The sequence below is a fragment of the Robertmurraya sp. genome (genome assembly GCF_036676585.1).
Classification (GTDB): Bacteria; Bacillota; Bacilli; order Bacillales; family Cytobacillaceae; genus Robertmurraya_A.
This window is the reverse complement of the sequence record NZ_JAKFCQ010000173.1, coordinates 1-5,052: the sequence shown is the minus strand read 5'-3', so window position 1 is coordinate 5,052 and position 5,052 is coordinate 1. Positions and strand designations below refer to the sequence as shown.

Sequence of the window (5,052 nt, the reverse complement as noted above, 5' to 3'; positions counted from 1 at the left end):
TAGCGCCTAGTGTCCTTCGCTCTCCGCCCTACGATAAGTCAACATCGAATCGCCTCTGGCTCTTCGTGTTTCCTTTATCTCAGTTGGAGCGCTCCAGGCCATACGGCGCTGACCAGGGCGCTTCCGCTTTTCTTACTGTTTCGGTTCGTAATTCAGTTCTTTAAATAGTTCCCTTTTTTCTTCTTTTGTTAAATCCCTCCACTGACCAAGGGGGAGGCTGCCAAGATGGATGTTCATAATTCTAGTACGCTGTAGGCGAACGATTCCGTACCCTAAGCTTGAACACATGCGGCGAATTTGTCGGTTTAAGCCTTGTGTTAAAATAATTTTAAACACGTATTTTGATAGTTGCTCCACTTTACAAGGAAGGGTTTTTGTATCAAGAATTTCCACACCCGATGACATTTTTGCGACAAACTCTTTTGTGATGGGTCTGTCTACAGTCACGATGTACTCCTTCTCATGTCTGTTTTCTGCTCGAAGAATTTCGTTGACGATGTCCCCGTCATTTGTTAGCAGGATTAAACCATCGGAGTCTTTATCGAGCCTTCCAATATGGAATATCCTTAGTGGATGGTTTACGAGATCGATAATATTCCCTTTAATATGACGCTCGGTTGTACTCGTAATTCCGACGGGTTTATTAAGCGCAATATATACATAGTTTCTCGCTACCACGATGGATTTGCCGTTCACCCTCACGTCGTCTCCCGCTTCCACCTGACTCCCAAGCTCAGCGACACGCCCATTAATCGTCACTTTTCCTTCGCTAATGAGCTTGTCTGCTCCGCGTCTGGAAGTAAAGCCCGATTCGCTAATAAATTTATTTAATCTCATTATTTTTACATCCTTTAGGTGTTTTGTCCTTTAAAGAATACAGCAATTGTTTGCTTGTTTTCAAGCGGGTGGGTGGATGTAGGGTTTCATTCACTCTAATTTCAATTCTTTTTTCTAGAAGTACCGATTGAATCTATCGAATGATAGGAGTACGATGAAACATAAGATTACTAGTTCATTAGGAGAAATTGCCCTATGCGAAGTTACCTTATTTTAGCAATGTGTGGCCTTTATTTGATTCAATATTTTGTAGAGCTCACTTGGCTTCGGTATGTTGTGGTGGCTCTTGCTTTGATTGCGTTTGTCGGTAGTGCTCCGAAAGCAGACCCTTTACCAAGACTTCTTGGCTTTTTTATGATGGGACTTGGAATTGTCCTTGAAATGGGGAAGGGGACAGGTGTTGAAGGAATAAGTGATGGCCTGTTTCTTATTTTACCTCTTCTTTGTTTAATTACGTTAGCACCTCTGTTGTCGATTCCATTACGATTCGGAGGATACTTTGAGGCGGTAGCTCTTCTTCTAAAAAAGTTGATGCAGCAGCCAAAGAAACTATATGCCGGAATTACGGGTACTTTGTTTTTATTAAGTCCGGTCTTAAATCTAGGCTCGGTTCGGATTATCAATGAATTTTTAGATGAGTTAAAGCTTCCATCGATGATGTCGGCGAAAAGCTATCTCGTTGGTTTTACGACCGCCATTTTTTGGTCTCCGTATTTTGCATCGGTCTCTTTAGTGCTTCATTATTTGCATGTTCCGTTCACTCAGTACATTGGATATGGAATGGTTCTGTCATTTTTGTCTTTACTGATCGGAAATGTCTTATTTGCCCTTTGGCAAAAGAGAAACCCTATGGTTGTGGAATCAACACAATCTCATTTACTAGATAACAAGATTCGTAATCAGCTTATAAGACTAGTATTCTTTGTTGTTTTGTTAATGGGATCTTGTCTTTTAATTGAGTTGGCAACTCACTGGTCGATGATCGTTATTGTTTGTCTGATCTCCGTTCTTGTTCCGGCAGCATTTGCGGTTCTTCCTCGCAACTGGGAGAAAATGCGCCCACTGTTAATCGATTACCGAGATCGCACCGTTCCACTGATGAACAATGAAATGATGCTCTTTATGAGTGCGGGAATGCTTGCCTTTGCCATAAAAGGAACTGCGTTAGCAGAGGGAGTCAATTCTGTTCTTACTGGGTTTGCGAAGGAGTCCTTTTTCCTCTTTGCATTAGCCGTCATTGCGATCGTACTTGTACTCACCTATATGGGAATTCACCAGATTGCTGTTGTGGGAGCGCTAGCGATGCAGCTGCAGCCTGCTGAGCTTGGCATAACGAGTATTTCTCTGGCGCTATTATTGTTACTCACTTGGGCGATGTCAACGGCGCTTAGTCCGTTCTCTGGCTTAAACTTAATGGTTAGCCGATTTGCTGGAATTTCTGGTGTTCAGGTTGGATTGCGAGCGAATGGAATGCATATGTCCCTCGTTGCGATCGTAGGAGTCACGATTATTTCATTTATTAGTTAACTAGACATCAATTTTAGCTTCCTATTGATGACCTAACCTCTTAGATATTCTAAGGGGTTCTTTTTTTACAAGGGAAGAGCCGTACCGTTATACTTATATAAATAGCAGGAACGATTATTAGAGTTACATTCGCACTAATAGGCAGGGAAGGGAGTTTTTTTAATGGGTTATCATGAGCAATATTTTCTAAAAACAAACCGTCACAAAGAGCTATATAGCATGGTTAGTAAGCTAGCTGATTCCTTTCAAGAACGCTCAGAACAATATGACCGGGAGGGGAGCTTCCCCTATGAAAATATCGAGGAGTTAAAGAAAAGTGGCTACACGAAGCTTTCTGTTCCAAAGGAATTGGGAGGAGAAGGAATTTCACTTTATGAACTTGTTCTCCTACAGGAAAGACTCGCCCAGGGAGATGCTTCGACTGCTCTTTCTATCGGCTGGCATTTAGGAATTATCATGGATACTGCCGAAAAGAAGTTATGGAAAAATGGCGCTTTTGAGAAAATCGCAAAAGACATCGTACATCATGGAGCGTTATTAAACAGTGCGGTTTCCGAGGCAGCAACAGGGAGTCCAACAAGAGGAGGCAGACCGCAAACTCTTGCCGTACAAGAAGGAGAGCATTGGGTATTGAACGGTCGAAAAACGTTTACAACGATGTCTCCTGTACTCGATTATTTTATTGTCGTTGCAGCGGTGGAGAAAAATGGCGAAATTGCTCAGTTTATTGTTCCACGTGAAACAAAAGGGTTGGAAATCGTCGAAACATGGGACACCATGGCGATGCGTGGAACAGGAAGTCATGACATTCTTTTACAAGATGTGAGAGTTCCTTACGATGCACTTGTACAAGTTCTTGATCAGGAATCAAAGAAGAAGGCAACTGGTTGGCTTTTGCATATACCAGCTTGTTATATGGGAATTGCCTTGGCAGCAAGAAATTATGCGGTGACATATGCAAACAATTACATACCAAACTCTATCAAAGGTCCCATCAGTGAGCTTCCTAATATTCGTCAGCTTATCGGGGAAATGGAGCTTAAGTTAATGAGTGCAAGAACCTTTCTTTATTCTGTAGCGGAAAGATGGGATCAAGATGTTGAACATCGCTATGAACTACATGCGGAGCTTGCAGCGGTGAAACAAGTGGTCACCAATACAGCCATGGAGATTGTTGATAAAGCTATGCGCATCGTAGGAGCGCAAAGTCTGTATCATAAAAATCCACTGCAAAGATATTACCGAGATGTTCGAGCCGGCCTGCATAATCCGCCAATGGATGATGCGGTTATCTCCCTGCTTGCACAAAGAGCGAGTAATGAGAAATAGATATGTCAAAAAATAGCCTTTCTTTCATGTGAAAGGTTATTTTTTTTCGAGTCAATTAATGCTATCCTTATTAAAAGCAAGCGTTTGCACAAATCAGTGCGTTTGAGAGGAGTTATACATATGGATCAATCATGGTGGAAAGAAAGTGTCGTTTATCAAATCTATCCTCGAAGCTTTAAGGATAGCAATGGAGATGGAATTGGTGACCTTCAAGGTATTATTGAAAAGCTTGATTATTTAAAGGAGCTTGGTGTTGATATCATTTGGCTGTCTCCTGTATATAAATCTCCAAACGACGATAATGGATACGATGTAAGCGATTACCAAGATATTATGGATGAGTTTGGAACAATGGCAGATTGGGAACATTTGATTCAGGAGATGCATGACCGTGAAATGAAGCTCATGATGGACCTAGTAGTAAACCACTCATCAGATGAGCATCGTTGGTTCATTGAAGCAAAAAAGTCAAAGGACAACCCATACCGGAATTATTATATTTGGCGCAAGGGAAAGGATGGTAAAGAGCCAACGAACTGGGAATCATTCTTTAGCGGTTCGGCATGGGAGTATGATGAAACGACCGATGAATACTTTCTCCATCTTTTTAGTAAAAAGCAGCCTGATTTAAATTGGGAAAATCCGAAGCTTCGTAGAGAAGTATACGATATGATGAATTGGTGGATTGACAAGGGTGTCGATGGCTTCCGAATGGATGTGATTAATTTAATTTCTAAGGCCGGGTACCAGGATGCACCGAATATGGAAGGGAAAAAGTATGTGTCAGGTGCAGAGTATTTCTTTAATGGTCCTAAAATACATGAGTATTTACAGGAAATGAATAAAGAGGTGCTTTCAAAAGGTGTCGTTACGGTTGGTGAGACGCCAGGTGTAGATGTGGAGCAGGCAAAGCTTTATACAGGTTCAGATCGAAATGAGCTGAATATGGTGTTCCAATTTGAACATATGGATCTTGATTCAGGACCAGGTGGGAAATGGGATTTGCGTCCGTTAAAGTTAAAAGACTTGAGAGACAATTTTACCAAATGGCAAAAGGGGCTTGAAGGGGAAGGTTGGAATAGTTTGTACTTAAACAACCATGACCAGCCTCGTATGGTTTCTCGATTTGGAAATGACGGGAAGTATCGAGTAGAATCAGCAAAGATGCTTGCTACCTTCCTTCACACTCTACAAGGAACTCCTTATATTTATCAAGGTGAGGAAATCGGCATGACGAATGTCAAATTTGACTCCATTGAAGAGTATAAAGATATTGAAACACTGAATATGTATAACGAAAAGGTCAAAGAAAATAAGGAAGACGAAGCGAAAGTAATGGAATCGATCTATGTGAAAGGG

The 5,052-nt window shown here is 41.5% G+C and carries 4 protein-coding genes; 3 read left to right on the top strand and 1 reads right to left on the bottom strand.

The window, feature by feature from the left end; translation table 11 throughout:
- Nucleotides 1-132 precede the first annotated feature (132 nt).
- Nucleotides 133-837, bottom strand: a complete 705-nt coding sequence (rluF, locus tag ACGLXV_RS22240) for a 23S rRNA pseudouridine(2604) synthase RluF (protein ID WP_391560340.1) — start codon at nt 835-837, stop codon at nt 133-135.
- Between the two features lie 195 nt (nt 838-1,032).
- Between rluF and ACGLXV_RS22235 the strand changes: the two genes are divergently transcribed.
- The 3 genes from ACGLXV_RS22235 to ACGLXV_RS22225 form a co-directional block, all read left to right on the top strand.
- Nucleotides 1,033-2,364: a hypothetical protein gene (locus tag ACGLXV_RS22235; protein ID WP_391560339.1), complete on the top strand. Its 1,332-nt coding sequence runs from the start codon at nt 1,033-1,035 to the stop codon at nt 2,362-2,364.
- 162 nt (nt 2,365-2,526) lie between these two features.
- Complete coding sequence (locus ACGLXV_RS22230) at nt 2,527-3,693, top strand: acyl-CoA dehydrogenase family protein (protein ID WP_391560338.1); 1,167 nt, start codon at nt 2,527-2,529, stop codon at nt 3,691-3,693.
- A 120-nt stretch (nt 3,694-3,813) separates the two neighbouring features.
- Nucleotides 3,814-5,052 (top strand): alpha-glucosidase (locus tag ACGLXV_RS22225; protein ID WP_391560337.1); only part of this gene is annotated, 1,239 nt, incomplete at its 3' end.

Bases quoted from the DNA above. Each gene is read 5' to 3' on its own strand.
- ACGLXV_RS22230 (WP_391560338.1), top strand. From the start codon at position 2,527: ATGGGTTATCATGAGCAATATTTTCTAAAAACAAACCGTCACAAAGAG.
- ACGLXV_RS22235 (WP_391560339.1), top strand. From the start codon at position 1,033: ATGCGAAGTTACCTTATTTTAGCAATGTGTGGCCTTTATTTGATTCAA.
- rluF (WP_391560340.1), bottom strand. From the start codon at position 837: ATGAGATTAAATAAATTTATTAGCGAATCGGGCTTTACTTCCAGACGC.